The 21,739-nt window shown below is 72.7% G+C and carries 20 protein-coding genes and 1 pseudogene; 11 read left to right on the top strand and 10 right to left on the bottom strand.

From position 1 onward, the window contains the following. Window positions 1-65: 65 nt before the first annotated feature. Window positions 66-854: a translation initiation factor IF-3 gene (gene infC, locus O3W51_RS22975; protein WP_138354850.1), complete on the bottom strand. Its 789-nt coding sequence runs from the start codon at window positions 852-854 to the stop codon at window positions 66-68. A gap of 354 nt (window positions 855-1,208) precedes the next feature. Here infC and O3W51_RS22980 point away from each other — a divergent pair, with 354 nt between their 5' ends. Next, window positions 1,209-1,562 carry a DUF1844 domain-containing protein gene (locus O3W51_RS22980; protein WP_138354849.1) on the top strand — a complete coding sequence of 118 codons (354 nt, stop codon included), beginning with the start codon at window positions 1,209-1,211 and terminating at the stop codon, window positions 1,560-1,562. A 31-nt stretch (window positions 1,563-1,593) separates the two neighbouring features. Here O3W51_RS22980 and O3W51_RS22985 read toward each other — a convergent pair whose 3' ends face one another. Continuing rightward, window positions 1,594-2,367 (bottom strand): MIP family channel protein, encoded by a 774-nt coding sequence (locus tag O3W51_RS22985; RefSeq protein WP_138354848.1) that lies wholly within the window; start codon window positions 2,365-2,367, stop codon window positions 1,594-1,596. A gap of 143 nt (window positions 2,368-2,510) precedes the next feature. After that, a complete protein-coding gene (locus O3W51_RS22990) occupies window positions 2,511-3,245 on the bottom strand; it encodes an SseB family protein (protein WP_138354847.1) in 735 nt (244 codons plus the stop codon). A gap of 120 nt (window positions 3,246-3,365) precedes the next feature. Here O3W51_RS22990 and O3W51_RS22995 point away from each other — a divergent pair, with 120 nt between their 5' ends. Beyond that, window positions 3,366-4,298 carry a serine hydrolase gene (locus O3W51_RS22995; RefSeq protein WP_198358957.1) on the top strand — a complete coding sequence of 311 codons (933 nt, stop codon included), beginning with the start codon at window positions 3,366-3,368 and terminating at the stop codon, window positions 4,296-4,298. Window positions 4,299-4,312: 14 nt separating this feature from the next. On the opposite strand, the gene mycP is transcribed toward O3W51_RS22995, so the two are convergent. Together mycP and O3W51_RS23005 are read right to left on the bottom strand one after the other, a co-directional pair. After that, on the bottom strand, window positions 4,313-5,533 hold the full coding sequence (gene mycP, locus O3W51_RS23000; protein WP_443048329.1) for a type VII secretion-associated serine protease mycosin: 1,221 nt from the start codon (window positions 5,531-5,533) through the stop codon (window positions 4,313-4,315). Further along, window positions 5,527-6,654, bottom strand: a complete 1,128-nt coding sequence (locus O3W51_RS23005; protein WP_244809095.1) for a hypothetical protein — start codon at window positions 6,652-6,654, stop codon at window positions 5,527-5,529. The genes mycP and O3W51_RS23005 overlap by 7 nt, the downstream gene beginning before the upstream one ends. A 388-nt stretch (window positions 6,655-7,042) precedes the next feature. Between O3W51_RS23005 and O3W51_RS23010 the strand changes: the two genes are divergently transcribed. Next, window positions 7,043-8,245 carry an amino acid deaminase/aldolase gene (locus O3W51_RS23010; RefSeq protein WP_138354845.1) on the top strand — a complete coding sequence of 401 codons (1,203 nt, stop codon included), beginning with the start codon at window positions 7,043-7,045 and terminating at the stop codon, window positions 8,243-8,245. Window positions 8,246-8,302: 57 nt separating this feature from the next. Here the strand turns inward: O3W51_RS23010 and O3W51_RS23015 are convergent, their stop codons facing one another. Together O3W51_RS23015 and O3W51_RS23020 are read right to left on the bottom strand one after the other, a co-directional pair. Then, window positions 8,303-9,229, bottom strand: coding sequence for a DUF2510 domain-containing protein (locus O3W51_RS23015; RefSeq protein ID WP_269287282.1), 927 nt, complete (start codon window positions 9,227-9,229; stop codon window positions 8,303-8,305). A gap of 168 nt (window positions 9,230-9,397) precedes the next feature. Continuing rightward, window positions 9,398-10,342, bottom strand: coding sequence for a LysR family transcriptional regulator (locus O3W51_RS23020; protein ID WP_138354844.1), 945 nt, complete (start codon window positions 10,340-10,342; stop codon window positions 9,398-9,400). A 71-nt stretch (window positions 10,343-10,413) separates the two neighbouring features. On the opposite strand from O3W51_RS23020, the gene O3W51_RS23025 reads away from it, so the two are divergent. Beyond that, on the top strand, window positions 10,414-11,535 hold the full coding sequence (locus tag O3W51_RS23025; RefSeq protein WP_138354843.1) for a TDT family transporter: 1,122 nt from the start codon (window positions 10,414-10,416) through the stop codon (window positions 11,533-11,535). On the opposite strand, the gene O3W51_RS23030 is transcribed toward O3W51_RS23025, so the two are convergent. The 3 genes and pseudogenes from O3W51_RS23030 to O3W51_RS23040 form a co-directional block, all read right to left on the bottom strand. After that, complete coding sequence (locus O3W51_RS23030; RefSeq protein WP_138354842.1) at window positions 11,504-12,244, bottom strand: helical backbone metal receptor; 741 nt, start codon at window positions 12,242-12,244, stop codon at window positions 11,504-11,506. The genes O3W51_RS23025 and O3W51_RS23030 overlap by 32 nt on opposite strands. Window positions 12,245-12,311: 67 nt before the next feature. Continuing rightward, window positions 12,312-14,135, bottom strand: coding sequence for an ABC transporter permease/substrate binding protein (locus O3W51_RS23035; protein WP_138354841.1), 1,824 nt, complete (start codon window positions 14,133-14,135; stop codon window positions 12,312-12,314). Between the two features lie 10 nt (window positions 14,136-14,145). Continuing rightward, window positions 14,146-15,012, bottom strand: a pseudogene (locus tag O3W51_RS23040) (quaternary amine ABC transporter ATP-binding protein); the annotation flags it as partial. A 212-nt stretch (window positions 15,013-15,224) separates the two neighbouring features. Here O3W51_RS23040 and O3W51_RS23045 point away from each other — a divergent pair. The 7 genes from O3W51_RS23045 (at window position 15,225) to O3W51_RS23075 (ending at window position 21,626) form a co-directional block, all read left to right on the top strand. Then, a complete protein-coding gene (locus tag O3W51_RS23045; RefSeq protein ID WP_138354839.1) occupies window positions 15,225-16,172 on the top strand; it encodes a 5'-3' exonuclease in 948 nt (315 codons plus the stop codon). 207 nt (window positions 16,173-16,379) lie between these two features. Next, window positions 16,380-17,795, top strand: coding sequence for an ATP-binding protein (locus tag O3W51_RS23050; protein WP_138354838.1), 1,416 nt, complete (start codon window positions 16,380-16,382; stop codon window positions 17,793-17,795). Further along, window positions 17,792-18,214: a roadblock/LC7 domain-containing protein gene (locus O3W51_RS23055; RefSeq protein ID WP_138354837.1), complete on the top strand. Its 423-nt coding sequence runs from the start codon at window positions 17,792-17,794 to the stop codon at window positions 18,212-18,214. Before O3W51_RS23050 ends, O3W51_RS23055 begins: the two co-directional genes overlap by 4 nt. Further along, window positions 18,211-18,567: a DUF742 domain-containing protein gene (locus O3W51_RS23060; RefSeq protein ID WP_138354836.1), complete on the top strand. Its 357-nt coding sequence runs from the start codon at window positions 18,211-18,213 to the stop codon at window positions 18,565-18,567. Before O3W51_RS23055 ends, O3W51_RS23060 begins: the two co-directional genes overlap by 4 nt. Then, window positions 18,542-19,156, top strand: a complete 615-nt coding sequence (locus tag O3W51_RS23065; protein ID WP_138354835.1) for a GTP-binding protein — start codon at window positions 18,542-18,544, stop codon at window positions 19,154-19,156. Before O3W51_RS23060 ends, O3W51_RS23065 begins: the two co-directional genes overlap by 26 nt. Then, a complete protein-coding gene (locus O3W51_RS23070; RefSeq protein ID WP_187144813.1) occupies window positions 19,153-20,397 on the top strand; it encodes a cytochrome P450 in 1,245 nt (414 codons plus the stop codon). The genes O3W51_RS23065 and O3W51_RS23070 overlap by 4 nt, the downstream gene beginning before the upstream one ends. Then, window positions 20,394-21,626, top strand: a complete 1,233-nt coding sequence (locus tag O3W51_RS23075; RefSeq protein WP_138354834.1) for a cytochrome P450 family protein — start codon at window positions 20,394-20,396, stop codon at window positions 21,624-21,626. The genes O3W51_RS23070 and O3W51_RS23075 overlap by 4 nt, the downstream gene beginning before the upstream one ends. The last annotated feature ends 113 nt before the right edge of the window (window positions 21,627-21,739 follow it).

Raw genomic sequence — 21,739 nt, forward strand, 5'->3', positions numbered from 1 at the left:
GTGCGGACGGAGAGCGTCAGTACTGTCTTCCATCCCGGAACGGTGCCCCGGGGCCTTACGCGGTCTCAGTTGTCCTCGACCGGCTTGTCGGCAGGCTTCTCGGCCGATTCCTCGGCCGCCTCGACGACCGGCGCCTCGGCGGACTCCTCGGAACCCTCGGAGTTCTCGACGGTGCCGTCGAAGGACTCGTCGTGCTCTTCCGACTCGTCGTCGGAGCCGTAACCCTGACGCTCGGCCTTGCGAACGGCCGCTGCCTCGCGGGCTTCGGCCATCGCTTCGGTCTTCTTCTTGTGAGGACCGAGAACCATGATCATGTTTCGGCCGTCCTGCTTCGGATTCGACTCGATGAAGCCGAGTTCCTCCACGTCGGACGCCAGTCGCTGCAGCAGCCGGAAGCCCAGCTCGGGGCGGGACTGCTCGCGACCACGGAACATGATCGTGATCTTGACCTTGTCGCCCTGCTTCAGGAAGCGGACGACGTGGCCCTTCTTGGTGTCGTAGTCGTGCGGGTCGATCTTCGGCCGGAGTTTCATCTCCTTGATGACCGTGTGCGCCTGGTTCTTGCGCGCCTCACGGGCCTTCATGGCCGATTCGTACTTGAACTTCCCGTAGTCCATGAGCTTGCACACGGGCGGACGTGCGGTCGCTGCGACCTCGACCAGGTCGAGGTCGTATTCCTGCGCAAGCTCCAGGGCCTTGGCAAGCGGCACGATGCCGACCTGCTCACCACTGGGACCGACGAGTCGCACCTCGGGGACGCGAATGCGGTCGTTGATGCGAGGCTCGACGATGCGGGGCTCGGCGCTGATGGGGCCTCCTCGGTTGCACCACGCGGCCGCCTGGCGGACAGCCACGTAACGTCTGTGTCGTCCGACCCCTGCACGAGGAACGCAAAAAACGCCCCATACAGGTCACAGGCAGGGCTCCTCAAAACCGGGAGCACCGCCACGGAACACCGCGGGGCGCATCGGGCAGCACGTGCCTCACTTCGGTGTCCGGAAGAACCATCCACCGAAGAACGCTGCCTGACCGGACCCGCCAACCTCTCGGTCGGTCGGGTGGGAGATCGGAGCCTCCACTTGTGGGCCGGGCACAGGTGTGTCCGGCCGGTCGATTTGCAAGCATACCAGTGACCTGGGGAAGCCCGTAATCGGCGGGATCGTACCCGTCGACATCCGGCTGTGTCGCGGTCGCCTATCGTGAGGCCCATGAGTGACGAGAACCAGAACCCCGACTTCGACGCGATGACCCGCGACATCGCGGACGTCCCCGCCGTCGAGGTCATCACGACGGTGGCGGTCCACCTGATGAGCGCGGCGGCCGTCAACCTGGGCCTCGCCGAGGAGGGCCCGGAGCACAAGGACCTGGACGAGGCCCGGAAGCTGATCACCGCGCTGGCCGGCCTGGTCACCGCCGGCGCGCCGGAGATCAGCACCTACCACGCCGCCCCGCTCAAGGACGGTCTGAAGTCGCTGCAGCTGGCCTTCCGCGAGGCTTCCCTGGTGCCGGACGAGCCCGGCCACGGGCCCGGCGAGAAGCTCACGGGTCCCGTCTACAGCTGAACCGAAGCCGGGCGCGCCGCCCCGGGTCGCGTCAGGCAGGCTCCGGCCGTTCCGTCCCGGCGTCCCCGGCGGCATCGTCGACCTGGTCGGCGAGGTCGTCCACCCGGAGGCCGCCGTGCCGCGCGGCCGTCGGCGGGTGGGTCACATGGTGCACCAGAGCCGCCAGCGCGCCGCCGATCAGCGGCGCCACGATGAACAGCCACAGCTGCGACAGCGCGGCCCCGCCCGCGAACAGGGCGGGGCCGAGGCTGCGCGCCGGGTTCACCGAGGTCCCGGTCAGCGGGATGCCGACCAGGTGGATCGCGGCCAGCACCAGGCCGATCGGCAGGCCGTCGAAGCCGAACACCGCCACCTTGTGCGTGACCGAGAGCACTACGAACACCAGCAGGAACGTCAGCACCACCTCGACGACGAACGCGCCGCCGATGTTGATGCCGACCGCGGACCGGCTGCCGTAGCCGTTGGTGCCGAACGCCCCGCTGGTCTTCAGCCCCGGCACCTGCTTGGCCACCAGGAAGAGCAGCGCGGCGCCCGCGATGCCGCCCAGCAGCTGGGCGATCCAGTACTCGACGGCCGTCCTGACGCTGACGCGCCCGGCGACCAGCATGCCGAGGGTGACGGCCGGGTTCACATGGCAGCCGGAGATCGGGCCGAGCGCGTAGGCCAGCGCCAGCAGCGTGAAGCCGAAGGCGAGGGCGATGCCGAGGGTGCCGATGTACTCGCCCGCCAGCACCGCGGATCCGACGGCGAAGAAGACCAGCAGCAGCGTTCCCAGGAATTCACAGGTCACTGTCCGCTTGTCCATGGGGCCTCCTGGCGTCGATTACTGCCCGTATGCGTGCGCTGTCGGTCTGCTCTCGCATTCTCGGCCCCAGGACCACATCGCACACTTCGGCAGACAGTGGGGGCCTACCGGATGTCACTTGGCCGTCGGCCTGACCGGTCCGCTCAACGCGTGAAGAGCGGCTCGCCCGACACCTCGGCATCCGGCCCCAGCAGCGCGAGGTCGAGCCCGCGGACCAGCCGGGACCGCAACACCTCGTCGGCCGACAGGGCGGTAGCGATCCGCCGGGCCACCTCGGCCACGGCCGCGTCCGGGGCGAGGACCAGGCCGAGGGTGCCGTCCGAGGTGCCCGCCGGGGAGAGATACGCGCGCAGCACACCCGGTTCGGCGGCGACGGCCGCGCGTAGCGCGCCGAGCACCTCCGGATCACCGAGCGGATCCACGTGCTCGCGCCCCAGGGCGACGGCGCGCAGCGCCGGGCCGGTGAGGGCGTACGGGGCCGGGCCCGCCATGTCGATCAGCAGGGTGTCGGCCTTCTCGTGCGCGAGGGCCTGGAGCGCCTGGTGCAGCGGGACCGCGACCGGCCGGGCGTCGGGGCGCCAGCGGGCGAGGGATTCCACCGAGGTGAAGGCGGGCAGCGCCCGCCGTCCGTCGGCGGCCTGGATCGTGGGCACCGCCATGTCGCTGGTCTTCTCACGGCGCAGGCCGTCAGGGCCGGTCTCCACCTCGCCCAGTACGGCCACCACGGGGACCAGCAGACGGGCGCCGGGCAGCGCGGCGAGTACACCGGGCTCGGCCCGGCTGTCGTCGGCGTAGGCGGCGAGTGCGGTGGCCAGCGCCGCGTCGGCCGAACCGTCGTCGTCGGCGAAGCCCGGGTCGGGGATATTCTTGAGTGACACGCTGGGCAGCGTATCGGGACCCGGTCGGCAGCCGTCGACGGGCTCGTACGGCCCGCTTTCTCACGGTTTGTTCATCCGTGTCTCAGCGTGCCCGCAGGTTCGATTCCAATGCTGGTGGGAATGCGACCTCACAACCGGCACCGGACCCGTCATACCGGCCGCACCGTCATCATCGCGACCATCGCGGCCGTCGTACTGGCGGGCGGCGGGGTGGTGGCGGGCGTCCGCGCGATGGCGCGGCCGCCGGCCCAGGCACACGTGCGGCCGGCCGCCTCCTCCGACGCGGCGCAGCCGGCCGGGGAGGGTGGGGAGAGCGTGCAGACCGGGGCATCCGCGGCGGACCGCGACCAGGAGCTGAGCGACGCGCTCGGCACCATGGCCGACGCGACCGACGCCGACTTCTCCGTCGCCGTGCTGGACACCGCGTCCGGCGCGCAGGCGGTGTACGGGGACGGGACGTACGACACGGCGAGCATCGTCAAGGTCGACATCCTCGCGGCGCTGCTGCTGGCGGCGCAGGACGCCGGGCGCGGTCTCACCGCCGGGGAGAAGGCGAACGCCACCGTCATGATCGAGCAGAGCGACAACGACGCGGCGACCGCGCTCTGGCACTCCGTCGGCCGCGCGGACGGTCTCGCCGAGGCCAACGAACGCCTCGGGCTGACCGGGACCGAGGGCGGCGACGGCGACCTGTGGGGGCTCACCAGGACCACGGCCGCCGACCAACTGCGGCTGCTGCAGGCCGTGTTCGGTGACGACTCACCGCTGGAGGCCGCCTCGCGAACGTATCTGCAGGAGCTGATGGGGCGGATATCCGACGGCCAGGACTGGGGCGTCACGGCCGCGGCGGTGCCGGCCTCCGACACCGCGCTCAAGAACGGCTGGCTGCAGCGCAGCACGACCGGGCTGTGGGACATCAACAGCATCGGCCAGGTCGCCACGGACCGGAGCACCTATCTCGTCGCGGTCCTGAGCAGTGGGAACACCACTCAGGCCGCGGGGATCGCGCTGGCCGAGGACGTCGCGCAGGCGGCGGTCGGGGCGTTCGAGTAGGGATCGTCAGGTGTTCAGGTAGGGATTCCGTGCGTCGCCCGGCGTCGTGACCGGCCGAGGCGGGGGCGGAACCAGAGCAGCGCCGCCGCGCCGACCAGGACCCCGCCCAGCAGTGCGCAGGCGACCGCCACCCCGTCGCCGAGTCCGCCGCCGTCCGCGGCCGGCGAGAGCGTGATCGTCGGGCCGGCGCGGATGTACCGCCGCGCCGAGGGTGCCGGGGTCGGCGCCTCGCCCGGGGGTTCGAGCTTCGCCGCCGCCTTGAGCGCCGCGGCCGGGTCCATCAGACCGGTGCCGACCGCGTCGCTGCGGCCGCCGGCCGGCCGCTCACGGGTGGTGCTCTCCAGGAGCTGCTTGATCTGCGCGGGGCCCAGCTTCGGGTAGGCGGAGCGGATCAGGGCCACCGCGCCGGAGACGTACGCCGAGGCGGGGCTGGTCCCCCACCCCTCGTAGTACTTGCGGTTGGGGTCGGCCAGGATGACGTCGACACCGGGCGCCGAGACGGAGGCGTACCAGCGCCGGGTGGAGAACGAGGCGTGCGCGCCGACCCGGTCCACGGCCGCGACCGCGATCACCCCCGGGTAGGCGGCCGGGTACGAGGCGCGGTCCGCCTGCTCACCGCCGTTGCCCGCCGACGCGACGACGACCACGCCCTTGCCGAGGGCGTACTGGATCGCGTTGTCGTAGTCCGCGGTGGGCGCGGCGGTCGCGCTGTCGTCGCCGAGCGACAGGTTGATGACGCCGGCTCCGTGGTCGGTGGCCCAGCGGATCCCGTCCGGAACGGCCTTTCCCCTGCTCGCGCGGGCTTCGTCGCGCCGGGGGTCCTTCTCCTCCAGGATCACCCGGACCGGCAGGATCTTGGCCCGTGGCGCGATGCCGAGGACGCCCTGCGAGTACCCCGGGCCGTGGCCGTGGCCGGCGATGATGGCGGCCATGCCGGTGCCGTGCTTGGCCCACGTGCTGTCGCCCGGACCGGATCCGAAGCCGATGAGGTCGTTGCCGGGCAGTACCTGTCCCGCCAGGTCGGGGTGGGTGCCGTCGACACCGGTGTCCAGTACGGCGACGGTGACGCCGGCGCCCTGGGTCGTGCGCCAGGCGTCGTGCGCGTGCAGGGCGTCCAGCGTCCATTCTGCGTCGCGGACCGAGTCGGCGCGGGCGGACGCGGCCGGCAGCACGGCGAACAGGGCTCCCAGCAGAGCGGCGGCGGTACGCCCGAGGGCGGCTGATCTTCTCACGATGCTCCCTGGGAGGACGCGGGGTCGGTCGTGACGGCCTTGCGCAGCCGGGCGTCGAGGTCGGCGGCGAGGACGAGGACGTCGGTGCCGAGGCCGGCCTGCGCCGGGGCGGAGGTGGCGCCCGGCGCGGTGGCCGCGGCGGCCGGTTGTGGTTCGGGCACCGGACGGCCGTCCGCGAAGCCGCTCACCGCGTAGACCACGACGGGGAGGGTGGCGGAGACGCTCACCGTCCAGCTGGCCCGCTGCGCGTCGCTGAAGGAGGCCGCCGCGGTGCCGGGGAACGCGACCGGATGAGGCATCAGATCCAGCCGGGAGCCGAGGTGTTCGCTGTTCCAGCGGTGGTTCAGCGCGCTCATGCCGGCAGCGTCGCCGCCGGTGACGAGCAGGCCCACGGTGGTGACGCGGCTGGACGTGGCGTCGACGTAGGTGGCGCGCAGCACCTGCACGCAGCCCACCGGGGCCAGCACCTTCGCCAGCAGCGGGTCGAAGGCGCCCGCGCAGCCGGCGGCCGGGGCGACCCCGATCCGCGTGTAGGTGCGGTCGGCGCCACCGGGTCCCGCGCCCGGCCGGCTGACGACGGGCGGCAGGAGCGTGTCGACCGGCACGCTGTGCCACAGGTCGCCGGCGCGGGCGTAGGCGCCTTGGGTGGTCCCGACCGCCGCCGGGTCGTGGTTGATCAGGGCGCCGGTGGCGGCGCCCGTGAACAGGCCGAGGCCCAGGACGAGGCAGAGCGCCGACGCGGTCCGGCCGGCGGCCGTACGGGGACGGCGGGCGGGCGGCGCGGGCACCGCGAACGGCTCGGGTACGGCGGGTGGTTCGGGTTCCGAGCGCGTCCATGCCTGTTGCTGCGGTGCCTGCTGCGGCGGAGTGCCGGGGCGCGGTGGTTCCGGGTGCCGCGCCAGGAACGGTGACGCGGCGGCCGGTGGTGCGGCGGGCGGCCGCGGCACGGTCGGCGGTGCGGGCGTCCACTCCGCCGGCCGCTCCTGGGGGCTGCGCGCGGCGATCGGCTCACGGGCCGCCGGGCGGTGCACGGGCCGCGGCGGGGTTGTCGGGTAGAGCGCGGGGAAGGCGGGCGGCTGCGGAGGGGACGGCTGCCCCGCTCCGTTCTCGACCCCGGTGCTCACCCGTGCCCCCTCGCAATGTGCCTACGTGGTCCGGACCGTGTCTGCCGAATCTCCCCCAGCTACCGCTGGGAGGTGCCCCAACGGCTGCCGCTGGGAGGTGCCCCAGCCCGGGGCAGGTCCTGCCCTCCGGGCGGACGCCGCTATTCGTCAGAAACGGTCTGGCGCCACTCTACGGGCTCCGGCGATGCCGTGGATCGGGAGCGGCGCAGGTCGCGGGGGGTACTGCGGGACGGGTGCCGCGGCGGGTACCGCCAGACCCGGCGGTACCGGGATGATCCGCCCCGGAAGTGCCGTGGAAGTGCCTCCCGCCCGGCCGTGCGCAGCCCGGGACCTGCCCGTGACCCGCGACCCCTACCGTTCGGTAGTCACCGTCTGGCAAGCTGCGCGCATGTCTGATCCCGCAGCCGACCGCGTCCGGTACGACCGGGCCACCGCCCATCTCGATGCCCCGGTCGCCATCGTCGACCTGGAGGCGTTCGACGCCAACGCCGCCGATCTGACCCGCCGGGCCGGCGGGAAGCCGATCCGGGTGGCGTCCAAGTCGGTGCGGTGCCGGGCGCTGCTGGAACGGGTGCTGGCCCGTGACGGGTTCGCGGGCATCATGTCGTTCACCCTGGACGAGTCGCTGTGGCTGGCGCGGGCCGGCTTCGAGGACGTGCTGCTGGCGTACCCGTCCGCCGACCGCGACGGCTTCGCGGAGCTGGCCGGGGATCCGAAACTGGCCGCCGCCGTGACGGTGATGGTCGACGACATCTCCCAGCTGGACCTGATCGACGCGGCCCGCCACGGCGGCTCGGAGCGGATCAGGGTCTGTCTGGAACTCGACACGTCCCTGCGGATGCTGGGCGGCCGGGTACGGATCGGCGCGCTGCGCTCCCCGCTGCGGGAGCCCGAGCAACTGGCCGAGCTGGCACGGGCGATCGCCCGCCGGCCCGGCTTCCGGCTCGCCGGGATCATGGCGTACGAGGGCCATGTGGCCGGGGTCGGCGACGCGGTGGCGGGCCGGCCGCTGCGCTCGCGCGCGATCCGGCTGATGCAGGCCGCCGCGCGCAAGGAACTGGCGGTCCGGCGGGCCGAGGTGGTGCGGGCGGTGCGCGCCGTCGCTCCCGAGCTGGAGTTCGTCAACGGTGGCGGGACCGGCAGTGTGCAGCACACGGCGGCGGAGGACGCGGTCACCGAGATCGCGGCCGGCTCCGGGCTGTTCGTGCCGCGGCTCTTCGACAACTACACGTCGTTCCGGGGGCGTCCGGCGGCGCTGTTCGCACAGCCGGTGGTGCGCCGTCCCGGGGTGGGCATCGTGACCGTGCTGGGCGGCGGCTATCCGGCGTCGGGCGCCGCGGGCGCCGACCGGCTGCCCGTGCCGTACCTTCCGCAGGGGCTGCGCTACGACCCGCAGGAGGGTCCCGGCGAGGTGCAGACGCCGCTGCTCGGATCCCCCGCGGACGATCTGCTGATCGGCGACAAGGTGTGGTTCCGGCATGCCAAGGCCGGGGAGCTGTGCGAGCGTTTCGCCGAGCTGCAGCTCGTGGAGGGCGACCGGGTCACCGCGACGGTGCCGACCTACCGGGGCGAGGGCAAGACGTTCCTGTGAGCGCCCCGGCTCCGCCCGCCCCGCCGGCACCGTTTCCGGCGGCCGGCGGGCGCGCGGTCAGACGCCGGTGCCGCCCGTGCCGCCGGAGCCGCCGGAGCCGCCGGCGGCCTTGATGCCCTTGGTGATCTGGTCCATGACGTCGAGCCCGGGGGCCTGCGCGTTGATGTCGAAGCCGTAGCGGACCACGACGAGCTGCTGCGGGCCGGCCGGTGACGGGAAGACCAGCGACTGGACGTAGCCGTCGTCGCCGACCTTCGTCACGACCTGCCAGCGCACCAGGTACCCCTGCTGCCCGGCGACGGTGACCGGCTGCGACAGCAGCTCCTTGTGGGAGGTGAGCCCGCCCTCGTAGGACTGGTCCGCGTTGAGCGGGATGTCCTCCTTGGCGGCGGCCTCGGGCGTCGTGCTCTTGAGCTTGTACGCCACGGCCGGCACGGAGAACACACCGCCGCGGACGCAGTTCTTGGCCGGGTCGGAGACGCACGGGTAGCCGCCGATGGTCAGGCCCGCGCCGCCGGCGCCGGTCTTGCCCTGCCAGCCGGGCAGGATCGGTAGACTGATCTTGTCCAGGGCGTCCACGACCACACCACTGGTCCGGGGCGCCTGGTCGGGACCCTGCGACGGTCCGTCCGAACCGCTCGGCCCGTCGCCCGGGGTGGTCGGCGCGCTGGTGGCCGCCTGGTCGGAGCCCTTGTCACCATCGCTGTTCTTCAGCATGACGACGCCGCCGACCACACCGCCGACGAGGACGAGGACCGCGATGATGCCGATCGCGATCACGCCTCCCCTGCGGGCCGGCCGGTCCGGCACGCCGCCACCGGGATAGGCCGCGTAGGACGGGATGCCGGGGGCCGCGGCCTGGTCGGCCGGGGCCTGGGCGGTCCGCGTGTACTCGCTCCACGCGGCGCCGTCCCACCACCGTTCCAGGGCCGGGCCGTTGCCTGTGTGCCCGGGCTCTGGATACCAGCCGGGCGGGGTCGTCATGGTCACGGCCGTCACCCTAAGGCCACAGCATGAGAATCCCGTAAGTACGGCGGTTACAGGCAGGTCACATGACCGGCAGGGCGGTGTGCCGGGCGGTGCCGCCCGCCCGGCACCCGTCCGCCGCAGGTCCCGCCGCTCGTCCTGTCGTGTATCCCGCCGTAGGTCCCGTCACGCCGGCCGGCGGGTGAGCGACAGCAGGTCGCGGGCGGGTCCCGTCGGGCGGTGGCCGGTGGGCCAGACGGCGCGCAGGACGCGTTCCAGCGCGATGCCCTCCACCGGGACCTCGACGAGCCGGCGGGCGGCCAGCTCGTCGGCCACCGCCAGTTCGCTGAGCACCGCCGGACCCGCGCCGCTCAGCGTGGCCCCCTTGAGCGCGGTGGTCGAGGCGAGTTCGAGCAGCGGTACGGCGAGGCCGCCGTGTCCGGCGAGGGCGGCGTCCAGCACCTGGCGGGTGCCGGAGCCCTGCTCGCGCAGGATGAAGGCGGTGGCGGAGAGCTCGGCCGCGGACAGCGGCTTGCGCCGCCGCGCCCAGCGGTGCGACGGCGCCACCACGACGACCAGCCGGTCGTGCGCGATGACCGCCGCGTCCAGACCGCCCGGCACATCCGTCCCCTCGACGAATCCGAGGTCGGCGCCGCCGCTGATGACACGTTCCGCGACGTCCGCCGAGTTCCCGGCGAACAGCGACACGGCGGTGTCGGGGTGCCGGCCGTGCAGCACGATCAGCCACCCCGGCAGCAGATATTCGGCGATGGTCATGCTCGCCGCGACCCGCAGCCGGGAGTCACGGCGGGTGCGCAGCGCCCGCGCTCCGGCGTCGAACGCCTCCGCCGCCTCCACGACCCGCCGCGCCCACTCGGTGACCAGCGCGCCCGCGTCGGTGAGGGTGGAGCCGGTGGGCGAGCGGTTCACCAGCGCGACGCCCAGCTGCCGTTCCACGGCCCGCACCCGGCTGCTCGCGGCCGGCTGGCTGATGCCCAGCTCGCGGGCGGCCCGGCCGAGGCTGCCGAGCCGGGCGACGGCGAGCAGCAGCTCCATCGCGCCGAGGTCGGGCACCCGGTGGCCCAGGCCCGCCCGGGGGACGCGGTCACCGGTGTCACTGTCTGAACTCATAAGCCCAGGTTATGCCCCCATAGACCTGCGCCGCCTTCCGGCCGGGCCGCCGGGCGGGGAACGTGGACAGCATGGCAACCACCCTCGCCCCTGTACGGGCCCGCGCTCTCCACGATCTGGAGATCCGCTCCGGCGCCCTGCGTCACCTCGGTCCCAACTGGTACGCCACCGTGATGGGCACCGCCATCGTCGCCACCGCGGGCGCCGCCCTGCCGGTGCGCGTCCCCGGTCTGCACACCGCCTGCACCGTCGTCTGGGCGCTCTCCGCCGGACTGCTGGCCACGCTGCTCACCGCCCGTGCCGCGCACTGGCTCCGCCACGGCGACCAGGCCCGCCGGCATCTGCTGGACCCGGCCGTCGCCCCGTTCTACGGCTGTCTGCCGATGGCGCTGCTCGCGGTCGGGGGCGGCACTTTGAGCCTGGGCTCCCCCGTGATCGGGCGGACCGCCGCGGTCGCCGCGGACTCCGTGCTCTGGACGGCGGGCACCGTCAGCGGGCTGCTGATCGCGGCGACGGTCCCGTATCTGATGATCACCCGGCACCGCGTCGAGCCGGGCAGTGCCTCTCCCGTCTGGCTGTTGCCGGTGGTGGCGCCGATGGTGTCGGCCGCGCTCGGCCCGGCGCTGATCGCGCATCTGCCCGCCGGCCAGTGGCAGGAGGCGATGCTGCTGGGCTGCTACGCGATGTTCGGGCTGAGCCTGCTGGGCACCCTGGTGATGCTGCCGCTGATCTGGGGCCGGCTCGTGCAGCACGGGCCGCTGCCGCTCGCGCTGACCCCGACGCTCTTCCTGGTCCTCGGCCCGCTCGGCCAGTCCACGACGGCCGTCAACCAGCTCGCCGACGCCGCACCGGGCGTCGTCCAGGCACCGTACGCGGCGGCCATGAGCGGGTTCGCCGTGCTGTACGGGGTGCCGGTGATGGGCTTCGCCCTGCTCTGGCTGGCGCTGGCCGCGGCGCTGGTGGTGCGGGCGGCACGCCGCGGGATGCCGTTCGCGATGACGTGGTGGGCCTTCACCTTCCCCGTCGGCACCTGTGTCACGGGCGCCGCGGGCCTGGCCCGGCACACCGGCCTCGACGCCTTCGCGTGGCTCGCGGCCGCGCTGTACGTCGTCCTCGTGGCGGCCTGGGCGGTCGCCGGTACGCGGACGGTGCGCGGGCTGCTCAGCGGATCGCTGCTCGCAGTGCCGCGCTGAGCGCGGCGGGCGCGGCCGTGAGCGAGGGGCCGTACCAGGTGAGGTGACGGCCGCCGACGAGCGCGGCGGGCAGGCCGGGGAAGGCTTCCGGGCCGTCGTCGGCGGTGAAGGCGTACGGCTCGTCGGGCAGCACCACCAGATCGGCGCCGGCGGCGCGCAGCTCCTCGACGGGGATCGCCGGATAGCGGTCGGCGTGCTCCGTGTACACGTTGTCCACGCCCAGCCGGGCGAGCAGATCGCCCGCGAAGGTGTCCCGGCCGAGCACCATCCAGGGCCGCCGCCAGATCGGGACGACCGCGCGCAGCCGCCGCCCGGGGACGGGCAGCGCGCGCCAGGCGGCCGCCGCCTCGTCGAGCCAGCCGGGACGTTCCAGGCCGCAGCCGTCGACCAGCACCCGGTGGAGTTCGGCGAAGGCCTGGTCGAGGTCGCGGATCTCGGTGACCAGGACCGGCACCCCGGCGGCTCGCAGTTCGGCGACGTCCGGTGCGCGGTTCTCCTCCTCGTTGGCGATCACGAGGTCGGGCGCGAGGGCGGTGATCCGGGCGATGTCCGGGTTCTTGGTCCCGCCGATCCGGGTCACCTCCAGACCGGCCGGGTGGCTGCACCAGTCGGTCGCGCCGACCAGCAGCCCGGGGGCGGTCCCCGCCACCGCCTCGGTCAGTGAGGGGACAAGCGAAACCACGCGCCGTACGGCAGGACGATGAGTCACCGGCCTACCGTACGGCGCGTGGTCGGGGCCCGGCGCGCACCGTCAGGTCGCGCGGCCGGGCAGCCGGTCAGCCCTTGGCGGCCGCCGCCGGCTTCTTCACCGGCGCGATCTTGTCGATCAGGCCGGGGTTCTTCTTGAGCCAGGCGCGCACGCCGTCCTGCTCATGGTTCTGTCCGGCGTCCTGGATGGCCGCCTCCAGACTGCTGAGTTGCGGCTCGGTGAGCTTGAAGTCCTTGAGCCACTGGGCGACCTGCGGCTCCTTGGCCGCGAACCCCTTGTGGGTCAGGGTGTGCAGGCCGTCACCGGCGCCCCAGGCGCCCATCGGGTCCTTGAGCTTCTTCAGGTCGTACTTGCTGTAGGCCCAGTGCGGGGACCACAGGGTGACGACGACGGGCTCCTTGGCCTTCAGCGACCGGTCGAGCTGGGCCAGCATGCTCGCGGTGCTGCCGGTGGTGACCTGGTACTCGCCCTCCAGGCCGTACTGCTTGAGGACCTTGTCGTTGAGCGCCTTCATCATGCCGGCGCCCGGCTCGATGCCGATGATCCGGCCCTTGAACTTGCCGCCCTGCCCCTTGAGGTCGGCCAGCGAGTCGACGCCCTTGACGTAGGAGGGGACGGAGAGTTCGAGGGAGGTCGGGCCGTACCAGGAGCCCAGGTCGTCCAGGCTGTCCTTGTACTTGTCCCAGTACGACTGGTGGGTGGTCGGCAGCCAGGCGTCGGTCTGGAAGTCCAGCTTCCCGGCGGACAGCCCGGTGTAGAGCGCACCGACGTCGTACTGCGAGAGCTTGGGCTGGTAGCCGCGCTCCTCCAGCGCTTCCTTCCACAGGAAGCTGGACGCGATGCCCTCGTCCCAGGGGATGTAGCCGATGTTCACCGAGCGGCCGTCGCCGACGTTCTTGCCCGCGGCGGCGGTGTTCGTGTCGGCCGAGCCGCCGAAGATGTTCATGCCGCCCGCCACGAGGGCGAGGACGACCACACCGACGACCGCGATGCCGGTCTGCGGCCGGTAGTTCCAGATGCTGGCACCGCGGACGGACGTCAGGGCCGCGGTGGCGCGGCGGCCGAGCGGTGAGACCCGGGTGCCGAGCGAGGAGGTCATCCGGTCCAGGTACATGGCCAGGATGACGACGGAGATGCCGCCCTCGAAGCCCAGCCCGATGTTGACCTGGCTGATCGCGGTGAAGACCGATGCGCCCAGACCTCCGCCGCCGACCATGCCCGCGGTCACGACCATGGACAGGCCAAGCATGATGACCTGGTTGATGCCGGCCATGATGGTCGGCAGCGCGAGCGGCAGCTGCACCCGCAGCAGGGTGTTGCGCGAGGTGGTGCCGAACGCCTCGGCGGCCTCGATGAGATCGCCGTCGACCTGCCGGATGCCCAGTTCGGTCATCCGGACGCCCGGCGGGATCGCGAAGACGATGCAGGAGATGACGCCGGGCACCTGGCCGACGCCGAAGAAGAAGATGCCCGGGATCAGATAGACGAAGGCGGGCATCGTCTGCATGAAGTCCAGTACCGGCCGCAGCACCGCGCTGACGGTGCGGTTACGGGCCGCCCAGATGCCGAGCGGTATCGCGAGCACGATGGTGATCACCGTGGCGACCAGCACCAGCGACAGGGTCGCCATCGCCTGGTCCCACTGCTGGATCGAGTCGATGAGCGCGAAGCCGGCGAAGGTGAGCACGGCCGCGGTGGGCCCGCGCAGCCACAGGGCGACGACCGCGAGGATCCCCGCGAGCAGCAGCGGTGCCGGCGCGCCGAGCACGGCGTCCAGGCCGTCGTACATACCGGACACGACGTTGGTGATGATGTCGAAGAGCCAGGCGAAGTGGTCACGCAGATAGGTGACGGCGCTGTCGATCCAGTCGCCGAGTTGCAGCCTAGGCATCGGCCGACTCCTTTCCGAGGGTGCTGCCCGGGGTGCCGGCGGAGCCCGCGCTGACGCCTGCCAGCGCCCGGCCGCGGTCCACGTCCTCCATGAAGGAGGCGACGTAGTCGTCGGCGGGCTGCAGCAGGAGTTCCTCGACGGTGCCGTTCTGGACGATCCGGCCGTCGCGCATCACCGCGATCCGGTTCCCGAGGCGCACCGCCTCGTGGGGGTCGTGCGTGATGAAGACGATGGTCTTGTGCAGGGTCTTCTGCAGGTCCACCAGCTGCTGCTGCATCTCGCGGCGGATCAGCGGGTCCAGCGCGCTGAACGCCTCGTCCATCAGCAGGACGGGGGCTTCGGTGGCGAGCGCGCGGGCCAGGCCCACCCGCTGCTGCATACCGCCGGACAGCTGGTCGGGCCAGGACTTCTCCCAGCCGCCGAGCCCGGTCATCTCCAGTGCCTCGCCGGCCCGGCGCTCACGCTCGGCACGGGCGACGCCCTGCACCTCGAGGCCGTAGGCCGCGTTCTCCAGCACGCTGCGGTGCGGGAAGAGCGCGAAGTGCTGGAAGACCATGCTGATGCTGTGCGAGCGCACGCGGCGCAGCTCGGTGTCGTTCAGCGCGGTGAGGTCCTGGCCGTCGAACAGTACGCGTCCGGCAGTGGGGGGAAGCAGTCCGTTGAGCGTGCGCAGGAGGGTGGACTTGCCCGATCCGGACAGGCCCATGACGACGAAGACCTCGCCCTCGCTCACCTCGAAGGAGGCATCGATGACGGCTGGTGTGACACCGTCCTCGCGCAGCTCGTCGCGGTCCGCGCCCGCTTCGAGCCGGCGGACCGCTTCTTCGGGCTGTCGCCCGAAGACCTTGTACAGATGCTCAACTTGCAGCCTTGACACATATACCTCGCGGCTCGCAGGAAGAGCGACGCACAGCCCCCGCTTGTGGGTCGCTCACTTCAAGTCCGGCGGCTGCCCCCCCTTATGCAAACCAAACGCAACGGTGACTCAGGTCATATCTCGTCACATTCGGCGCAAGAGCACCGCGGGCGCCGTGCGGCCCGGCGCGGCGGCGCCGGAATCACCCCGCGCGGGCGTGCCATGCTGGCCGCGTGACTGACGCGCGCCCGAACAAGCTGCTCCTGCTCGACACCGCGAGCCTGTACTTCCGCGCCTATTTCGGCGTCCCGGAGTCGGTGAAGGCACCCGACGGCACCCCCGTCAACGCGGTGCGCGGGCTGCTGGACTTCATCACCCGGCTGGTCACCGACCACAGCCCGGACGAGATCGTCGCCTGCATGGACGCCGACTGGCGGCCGCAGTGGCGGGTCGACCTCATCCCCTCCTACAAGGCGCACCGCGTCGCCGAGGAGGCGCCCGAGGGTGCGTCGGGACCGGACACCGAGGAGATCCCCGACACGCTCTCCCCGCAGGTCCCCGTCATCGAGGCCGTCCTCGACGCCATCGGCATCGCCCGCGTCGGCGTCGCCGGTTACGAGGCGGACGACGTCATCGGGACGCTCGCCGGCCAGGCCCTGTGGGCGGTCGACATCGTCACCGGTGACCGCGACCTGTTCCAGCTGGTCGACGACGCCCGCGGCGTGCGCGTGCTCTACCCCCGCAAGGGTGTCGGCGACTGCGACTTCATCACCGAGGACGTCATCCTCGAACGCTACGGCGTCCGTGCCGACCAGTACGCCGACTTCGCGGCGCTGCGCGGCGACGCCAGCGACGGCCTGCCGGGGGTGAAGGGCATCGGCGAGAAGACCGCCGCGCAGCTCATCAACGAGCACGGCGACCTGGCCGGGGTCCGGCGTGCCGCCGCGGACCCGGTCTCCAAGCTCACCCCCGCCAAGCGCCGGGGCATCCTGGAGGCCTCGGACTACCTGGACGTCGCCCCCAAGGTCGTCACGGTCGCCCCCGACGTCCCGCTCCCCGCGTTCAACCCGGCCCTGCCCACCGAGCCCGCCGACCCCGAGGTCCTCGAAGCCCTCGCCGCCCAGTGGGGTCTGGGCAGTTCCCTGATGCGCCTGCTGGACGCGTTGGACGAGGCGCACTAGGGCGCGTTCCGAAAGGAGCGCCGTTCACAATGCCGAGGCGCAGTCCGACACTTCGGACAGAACTGACCCGCGAATGGCCAAATTCGAAAGGATCTTCCCTCAAAACAGTGCGGGATCAGTCGGTCGCGGTGTGTACTGTGCGGATCCGCTTTCGGGGCGGATGGTGCCCCGTTCCCCCCGCTCCCTGATCTCCCTGAGGTCCATTCGATGATCGAAATACCGGACCTGGCCGCCGGCGGCCTGGCCGCCGGGACCGTGTTGGCGTTCGTCCTGGGGGGCGGGCTGTTGCGCTCGCGCCGTCACCGGGCCCGGCAGGGCGAGGAGATCGCCGCCCTGCGCACCCATCTGGACGGCGCGCGGCAGGAAATCGGCCGTTCCGCAGACGCGTTCACCGCCGAGATCGTCCACTTGGCGAACCAGCGCATGCCGGCCGAGGCCACCCGCGCCGCCCACCCGCACATCCAGGTGCCGGGGCCGCTCCACCCGGAGCTCGCCGGCACCGGTCTTGGCGCGGGCCTGGACAGTGTCCTGGACGGGCTGCTGACCGCCATGGCGCAGGAGCGCAAACGGGTCGACGCGGCCGCCCGCGCGGGCATGCGCGGCGCCACCCGGGACATCCAGGCCGGGCTGTACCGGCTGCAGGACGTCCTGCGCGGCATGCAACAGCGCTACGACGACCCGGAGTTGTCGCAGACGCTGTTCGCCCTCGACCACGAGAACGAGCAGTCGCTGCGGCGCGCGCAGGTCACCGCCGTGGTGTGCGGTGCCTGGGTGGGGCTGGCCCGTGAGGAGTCCCATCTGGTGGAGGCGGTGACCGGTGGCCAGTCCCGGCTCGTCGGCTACCACCGGGTGCGGATCCACAACCACCTGGAGCCGGGCATGGCGCTCGTCTCGCACGCCGTGGAACCCGTCGCGATCATCGTCGCCGAACTCCTCGACAACGCGCTGCGGCACTCCGCTCCGGACACCGAGGTCACGGTGAACCTCGAACGCGCCCACCACGGCGTCTCGGTCACGATCGACGACGCCGGGGTCGGCATGGCCACGGACGAACGGGCCTACGCGCAGCGGATGGTGGCGGGACGTGACCCGATCCTGCTGTCCGAGCTGGGCGACCCGCCCCGGATGGGGCTGGCCGCGATCGGCCAGCTGACCCGGAAGTTCGACCTGTCCGTCGACCTGTCGTCGCCGTCGCCCTACGGCGGCGTCCGCGCGGTGCTGCTCGTCAAGAACCACCTGCTCAGCCGGATCGACCCGGTCGAACGGCCGCCCGCCGCCAGCACTCCGCGCTCCACCCGCCCGGAGGCGCCGGCGGAGGCGCGGCCCGTGCCGCACACGCGGACGCACACGGCCGCGCACACCACGGCGCAGCCGGCGGCCCCCGTCGCCGCGCGCGACTCCGCCGTCATCACCCATGAACCCGCGCCGGACGGCGACGCCCTGCCGCAGCGCCGCCGCAGGGCCCGCGCCGACGCCGTGCCCGCCCAGGCGGCGGCCGAGCCGGCCGCACCGCGGGTGCGGGAGCGGACCCCCGAGGAGGCGGCCGCCGCGCTCGGCGCCCTGCAGTCCGGGACCGCCGCGGCCCGATCCGCACTCGAAACCGAAGGGAACGACCCGCGATGACCAGCCGAGAAGCCGGTGACACGGCGTGGGTGCTCGACCCGATTCTGGAGATCCCGCACGTCCGGGCGGCCGTCCTGCTCACCAGGGACGGGCTGGTCTCCGGGTTCTCCGCGGCACTGTCGCAGGCCACCGCGGAGCGCACCGCCGCGATCACCAGCACGGTGCAGGGCGCGTGCCGGGCGGCCGCCGCGGCCTTCGCGGACCAGGACGACGCACAGATCCGCCAGATCGTCATCGAGTCCGACCACGGCTACATCCTGGTCGCGCCCACCAGGCACGGCTCGGTCGTGGCCGCCTTCGGCGACCCGGAGGTCCGGCTGGACCTGCTCGCCCACCGGGTGCACTCGCAGGTGGCACGGCTCGGTGAGAAGGCGATGGCCGCCGCGCCCCGGGGAGCCGATGGCGGCTCTCCGGTATGACGGGCCGCCGGAGCGGCCGCCCCCTGGTCCCCGCGTATCTGTCCACCGGCGGGGTGGCGCGGCCGAGCCGCAACAGCCTGGAGCGCCTCTCGGTGCTGACCGGCGGGGAGCACGTCCCCGACGGGCTCCCCGCCGCCCGGCACGCGCTGCTCAAGGCGCTGGACGGCGGCTCGCTGACCGTGGTGGAGACCGCGGCCCTGCTGGAGCTGCCGGTCTCCGCCGTACGCGTCCTCGCCGCCGATCTGATCGACCTGGGGCTGGTGAGCGCCCGCCCGCCGGTACCCCTGGCCGCCCTGCACGACCCCGACCTGTTGAAGAGAGTGGCCGATGGCCTCCGCGCCCTCAAGCAGTAGCACCGGCACCGGTGGCCTGCACCTGCCGGACAGCGCCCGCGATCTGGTGAAGATCCTGGTGGCGGGCCCGTTCGGGGTGGGCAAGACCACGCTGATCGACTCGGTTTCGGAGATCCGTCCGCTGCACACCGAGGAGCACATGTCCGAGGCGTCGGTCCAGGTCGACGACCTGGCCGGGGTGCGGGACAAGACCACCACCACGGTCGCCATCGACTTCGGGCGGATCAGCCTGGCGGGCGGCGTCGTGCTCTACCTGTTCGGCACTCCCGGCCAGGAGCGCTTCCGTTCCCTGTGGGCGGACATCGCCTACGGGGCGCTCGGCGCGCTGGTGCTGGTCGACACCCGCCGTATCGACGACTCCTTCGACGTGCTCGGCCTGGTGGAGGAGACGGGGCTGCCGTACGCCGTGGCGCTCAACACGTTCCCCGACTCGCGGCCGTACACCGAGGACCAGCTCCGCCGTTCCCTGGACCTGGATCCCGGCACGCCGATGGTGAGCTGCGACGCCCGGGACGCCAACTCCTCCATCGACTCGCTGCTCGCCCTCGTCCAGCACCTGATAGCCCGCGACCGTCCGGAGACCTGGTGAACCCCTCTCCCTATCCCGCCCCCGCCGAGACCTTCTCGCTGTCCGCGCCGGTGCGCCTGTGGGAGGACGGCTTCGCCGCCGACCCGCACGCCTACTACGCGACGTTGAAGGCCCAGGGCCCGATCGGCTGGGCCGAGCTCGCGCCCGGCATCCCCGCGTACGTCGTCACCGACCGGCGAGCCGCCCTCGAGGTGCTGCACGACCCCGAGACCTGGTCGCACGACCCCCGGCCGTGGGAGGCCACGGTCGCCGAGGACTCGCCGATCCTCGGCATGATGCGCTGGCGCCCCAACACCCTGTTCTCCGACGGCGACGCCCACATCCGCTACCGCCGCACCCTGGTCGACGCCTTCGACCTCGTGGAGCCGCACGACCTGCGTGAGCGGGTGCACCACGCGGTGGACGTCCTGGTGAACCGGTTCGGCCCGGCGGGCAGCGCCGACCTCGTCGCCGACTTCGCCCGCCCGCTGATGTCGCTGATCTTCAACAACCTGTTCGGCCTGCCGGACAGCGAGAGCGGCCGGCTCGAAGCGGCGCTGGGCAAGATGATGGAGGGCGGCGCCGACTCCGCCGAGGGCGAGGCCGAGTACGGCAGTTACGTCATGGGGCTCGTCGGCGCCAAGAGCGCGCAGCGCGGCGAGGACCTGACGAGCTGGCTGCTGGACCACCCGCTGGAGCTGACCCCGGAAGAGGTCGTCTGGCAGGTCTTCCTGACCCTGGGCGCGGGCCATGAACCCAGCGCGAACCTCGTCTCCAACGCGCTGTCCCGCATCCTCGGCAACCCCGCCTACTACTCGACGCTGACCAGCGGTTCGCGCCCGGTCATGGAAGCGGTCGTCGAGGTGCTGCGGTACGAGACCCCGCTGGCGAACTACGGCATCCTCTACGCCCGCGAGTCGCTGAGCTTCCACGGTGTCTGGGTGCAGGCGGCCGTCCCCGTCGTCGTCTCCTACGGCGCCCTCGCGCTCTTCTCCGAGCAGGAGTTCGCCGGGGCCCACCACCCCCGCGACGCCTCGCATCTGTCGTGGTCGGCGGGCGAGCACGCCTGCCCCGTGAAGCAGCAGGCCCTGCTGATCGCCACCGAGTCCATCGAGCGGCTCACCCAGTGGCTGCCCGACCTGACGGCGACCACCCCGCGCGAGGACCTCAGCTGGCGCCCGGGACCGTTCCACCGCTCCCTGAAGGCGCTTCCCGTCCGCTTCACCCCGCGTATCCCCGACCAGCCTGGAGACCGAGCATGACCGTGTCCCCCCGTGTGGCCATCGACCCGTTCGGCGCCGACATCCCCGCCGAGAGCGCCCGGCTGCGTGCTCTCGGCCCAGTGGTGGCCGTCGAGCTGCCGGGCGGCATCCCCGCCTGGGCGCCCACCGGCTACGACACCCTCAAGGCGCTGATCCTGGACCCACGGGTCAGCAAGGACCCGCGCAAGCACTGGTCGCTGTTCCCGGAGATCGGCGAACACCCGGCCTGGGGCTGGATCATGGGCTGGGTCGGGGTGGTCAACATGCTGTCGACGTACGGCCCGGACCACACCCGGCTGCGCAAGCTCGTCGCCCCCAGCTTCACCGCCCGGCGCACCGAGGCGATGCGCGCCCGGGTGGAGCAGATCACCACCGAGCTCCTCGACCGGCTCGACGCCTCGGGCGCGTCGGGCGAGCCGGTCGACGTACGGGCCGGCTACGCGCACCCGCTGCCGATGCAGCTGATCTGCGAGCTGTTCGGTGTCCCGGACGAGCTGCGCGAGGACACCGGCCGGCTGATCGCCGCCATCATGGACACCTCCGATCCCAGCCCGGAGCACGCCGCGTCCGTCCAGCACCAGATCGGCACCGTGCTGCCCGCGCTCATCGGCCACAAGAGCGAGCACCCCGGCGACGACATGACCACGGAGCTCATCAAGGTCCGTGACGAGGAGGGCGACCGGCTCAGCGACGAGGAGCTGCTCTACACCCTGCTCCTCGTCATCGGCGCCGGCTTCGAGACCACCGTCAACCTCATCGGCAACGCCGTGGTCGCGCTGCTGCAGCACCCCGAGCAGCTCGCGGCGGTCCGCGCCGGCGAGATCGGCTGGGACGGCGTCATCGACGAGGTGCTGCGCGTCGCGCCGTCCATCGCGTCGCTCCCGCTGCGGTTCGCCGTCTCCGACATCACCATCGAGGGCGTGACGATCCCGGCGGGCGACGCCATCGTCACCACGTTCGCCGCCGCGGGCCAGGACCCGGAGCACTACGGGCCGGGCGCCGCCGAGTTCGACGCCGCCCGGAAGTCGGACGACCACCTCGCCTTCGGCATCGGCGTCCACCGCTGCATCGGCGCCCCGCTGGCCCGGATGGAGGCCCTCACCGCGCTCCCCGCGCTCTTCGAGCGCTTCCCGGACCTCCAACTCGCGGTCAAGGCGGATGAGTTGCGGCAGGTCCCGTCGTTCATCGCCTACGGCTGGCAGGAGATCCCGGTCCGGCTGCACGGATAGGGCCTGGGCCGCGGCGCTGCTCCCCCGGGAGTACGCGCCGCGGACCGGCTGCCGCGGACGAAGTAGCGCCGGCCCCTCCTCGCGCCGGACGCGGCGGAGAGCGGCCGGGGGCG

The sequence above is a fragment of the Streptomyces sp. H39-C1 genome (assembly GCF_027158125.1).
Taxonomy (GTDB): domain Bacteria; phylum Actinomycetota; class Actinomycetes; order Streptomycetales; family Streptomycetaceae; genus Actinacidiphila; species Actinacidiphila fildesensis.

What these genes read in the sequence shown, in the direction of transcription:
- O3W51_RS22980 (WP_138354849.1), top strand. Translation starts at nt 1,209, where the DNA reads ATGAGTGACGAGAACCAGAACCCCGACTTCGACGCGATGACCCGCGAC.
- O3W51_RS22985 (WP_138354848.1), bottom strand. Translation starts at nt 2,367, where the DNA reads ATGGACAAGCGGACAGTGACCTGTGAATTCCTGGGAACGCTGCTGCTG.
- O3W51_RS22995 (WP_198358957.1), top strand. Translation starts at nt 3,366, where the DNA reads ATGCGACCTCACAACCGGCACCGGACCCGTCATACCGGCCGCACCGTC.
- O3W51_RS23010 (WP_138354845.1), top strand. Translation starts at nt 7,043, where the DNA reads ATGTCTGATCCCGCAGCCGACCGCGTCCGGTACGACCGGGCCACCGCC.
- O3W51_RS23015 (WP_269287282.1), bottom strand. Translation starts at nt 9,229, where the DNA reads ATGACGACCCCGCCCGGCTGGTATCCAGAGCCCGGGCACACAGGCAAC.
- O3W51_RS23020 (WP_138354844.1), bottom strand. Translation starts at nt 10,342, where the DNA reads ATGAGTTCAGACAGTGACACCGGTGACCGCGTCCCCCGGGCGGGCCTG.
- O3W51_RS23025 (WP_138354843.1), top strand. Translation starts at nt 10,414, where the DNA reads ATGGCAACCACCCTCGCCCCTGTACGGGCCCGCGCTCTCCACGATCTG.
- O3W51_RS23035 (WP_138354841.1), bottom strand. Translation starts at nt 14,135, where the DNA reads ATGCCTAGGCTGCAACTCGGCGACTGGATCGACAGCGCCGTCACCTAT.
- O3W51_RS23050 (WP_138354838.1), top strand. Translation starts at nt 16,380, where the DNA reads ATGATCGAAATACCGGACCTGGCCGCCGGCGGCCTGGCCGCCGGGACC.
- O3W51_RS23055 (WP_138354837.1), top strand. Translation starts at nt 17,792, where the DNA reads ATGACCAGCCGAGAAGCCGGTGACACGGCGTGGGTGCTCGACCCGATT.
- O3W51_RS23060 (WP_138354836.1), top strand. Translation starts at nt 18,211, where the DNA reads ATGACGGGCCGCCGGAGCGGCCGCCCCCTGGTCCCCGCGTATCTGTCC.
- O3W51_RS23065 (WP_138354835.1), top strand. Translation starts at nt 18,542, where the DNA reads ATGGCCTCCGCGCCCTCAAGCAGTAGCACCGGCACCGGTGGCCTGCAC.
- O3W51_RS23075 (WP_138354834.1), top strand. Translation starts at nt 20,394, where the DNA reads ATGACCGTGTCCCCCCGTGTGGCCATCGACCCGTTCGGCGCCGACATC.